Origin of the sequence: Methylobacterium aquaticum (assembly GCF_001043915.1) — a bacterium.
Lineage (GTDB): Bacteria > Pseudomonadota > Alphaproteobacteria > Rhizobiales > Beijerinckiaceae > Methylobacterium > Methylobacterium aquaticum.
Genome location: NZ_LABX01000430.1, coordinates 1 through 2,567 on the forward strand (window position 1 = coordinate 1; position 2,567 = coordinate 2,567).

2 protein-coding genes are annotated in these 2,567 nt (G+C 70.5%); both read right to left on the reverse strand.

What is annotated here, in order from left to right:
• On the reverse strand, positions 1 to 903 hold a 903-nt coding region (locus tag VP06_RS32995), incomplete at its 3' end, for a winged helix-turn-helix domain-containing protein (RefSeq protein WP_048468053.1).
• A gap of 19 nt (positions 904 to 922) precedes the next feature.
• Positions 923 to 2,567 (reverse strand): dihydroxy-acid dehydratase (gene ilvD / locus VP06_RS33000; protein WP_048468054.1); only part of this gene is annotated, 1,645 nt, incomplete at its 5' end.

The window sequence follows — 2,567 nt, forward strand, 5'->3', positions numbered from 1 at the left end:
GAACAGGCGCTCGGTGCGGGTGCGCTCCCAGACCAGGGGGTCGAAGGGGGCGAGCAAGGCTTGGGCCGAGACGCGGCGGGGGAGTGTGGCGTCGCGGTGGAGGTAGGCGGGGGGCCAGCCGGGCACCTCCGTCGGGAGCAGGATGCCCTCCTCCACCAGCCGGGCGATGGCCAGGGCGGCGTCAGGGGCGTCGAGGCGGAAATAGTCGCGGAGTTCTGACGCCGTGGCGATCCCGAGCGCCCGGGCGGAGAGGGCGACCAGCTGGGCGTGCGCCTCCGCCTCCGGCACGTCGGGCAGGCAAAAAATGTCCGGCGGGATCACCCGCTCGGTGAGGTCGTAGACCCGCTCGAAGCTGCGCCGCCGCGTCGCGGTGGTGACATGGCCGGCGTAGAACAGCCATTCGAGCATGCGCTTGGGCTCGCTCCAGGCCCACCAGCCGGCCCGGCCGGTCTGGATGTCGGAGGCCGAGAGCGGGCCTTCGTCGCGAAGCCGCGCGAGCAACGCCATCGCCTCGGATCGGCGCTCGGTGGCGAAACTCCGCATCGCCCGGTAGCCGGCCTCGCCCCGATCGGCCCGGGCCATGCGCCAGCGCAGCAGCGGGTGAAGGGAGAGCGGCAGGAGCGAGCATTCATGCGCCCAGTACTCGAACAGCCGCCGGTCGCGCCTGGGGCCCCAGGCCCGGCGGTCGAGGAGGGCCGTGTCGTAGGCGCCGAGCCGCGAGAAGGCCGGCAGGTAATGCGCCCGCACCAGGACATTCACGCTGTCGATCTGGTGCAGGCCGAGTCGGTCGATCGTGCCGGCGAGGTGCCGGGGACCGACGCTCGCGGGTCGTGCTGCGTGAAACCCTTGTGCCGCCAGGGCGACCCGGCGGGCTTCCTGAGGCGTCAGCCGCACGACAGTCATAGGGTTAGATCCTTGGGGATCAGATCTTCCGCACGGCCCCATGGGCGGCGCTGGTGGTCATGCTGGCGAATGCCCGCAGCGCGGCGCTCACCTTGCGCTTGCGCGGCGCCGCGGGCTGCCAGCCCTTGGCAGTTTGCGCCGCGCGCCGGCTCTCGATCTCGGCAGGGTCGACCGCGAGGTGGATGCGCCGGTTCGGGATGTCGATCTCGATCCGGTCGCCCTGCTCGACGAGGCCGATCAGGCCGCCTTCCGCCGCTTCCGGCGAGACGTGGCCGATCGAGAGGCCCGAGGAGCCGCCCGAGAAGCGCCCGTCGGTGACCAGCGCACAAGCTTTGCCGAGGCCCTTCGACTTCAGGTAGCTCGTCGGATACAGCATCTCCTGCATGCCGGGGCCGCCGCGGGGACCCTCGTAGCGGATCAGCACCACCTCGCCGGCCTGGACCTTGCCGCCGAGAATCCCTTCGACCGCCGCGTCCTGGCTCTCGAACACATGGGCTGGGCCCGAGAAGCTGAGGATGCTGGTATCCACGCCCGCGGTCTTCACGATGCAGCCATCCTCGGCGAGGTTGCCGTACAGCACCGCGAGGCCGCCATCCTGCGAATAGGCGTGGGCGGCGTCACGCACCACCCCGCCTTCACGGTCGAGGTCGAGCTCGTCCCAGCGCGATGCCTGGCTGAAGGCGACCTGGGTCGGGATGCCGCCCGGCGCCGCGCGGTAGAACTCGCGCACGCTCTCGCTGGTGGTGCGGGCGACGTCCCAGCGCGCCAGCGCCTCCTTGAGGGTGCCGGAGCCGACATGGCCGACATCCGTGTCGATGAGGCCGGCCCGGTCAAGCTCGCCGAGGATCGCCATGATGCCGCCGGCGCGGTGCACGTCCTCCATGTGGACGTTGGCCACCGCCGGGGCGACCTTGCACAGGACCGGCACCCGGCGCGACAGCCGGTCGATGTCCGCCATGGTGAAGGGCACCTCGCCCTCATAGGCCGCGGCGAGCAGGTGCAGCACCGTGTTGGTCGAGCCGCCCATGGCGATGTCGAGGGTCATGGCGTTCTCGAACGCCGTCATCGAGGCGATGGCGCGCGGCAGCACCGAGGCGTCGTCCTGCTCGTAATGGCGCTTGGCGAGGTCGACGATCAGGTGGCCGGCCTCGACGAAGAGGCGCTTGCGGTCGGCATGGGTCGCCAGCACCGAGCCGTTGCCGGGCAGCGACAGGCCGAGCGCCTCGGTGAGGCAGTTCATCGAGTTGGCCGTGAACATGCCCGAGCACGAGCCGCAGGTCGGGCAGGCCGAGCGCTCGATCACCTGCACGTCCGCGTCGGTGACGCGGTCGTCGGCGGCGGCGATCATCGCGTCGACGAGGTCGACCTTCTTGATCCCGGTCGAGAGGTTGACCTTGCCGGCCTCCATCGGCCCGCCGGAGACGAAGACCACCGGGATGTTGAGGCGGAGTGCCGCCATCAGCATGCCGGGGGTGATCTTGTCGCAATTCGAGATGCACACCATGGCGTCAGCGCAATGCGCGTTGACCATGTACTCGACCGAATCGGCGATCAGGTCGCGGGACGGCAGCGAGTAGAGCATGCCGTCATGGCCCATCGCGATGCCGTCATCGACCGCGATGGTGTTGAACTCCTTGGCGACGCCGCCCGCCGCCTCGATCTCC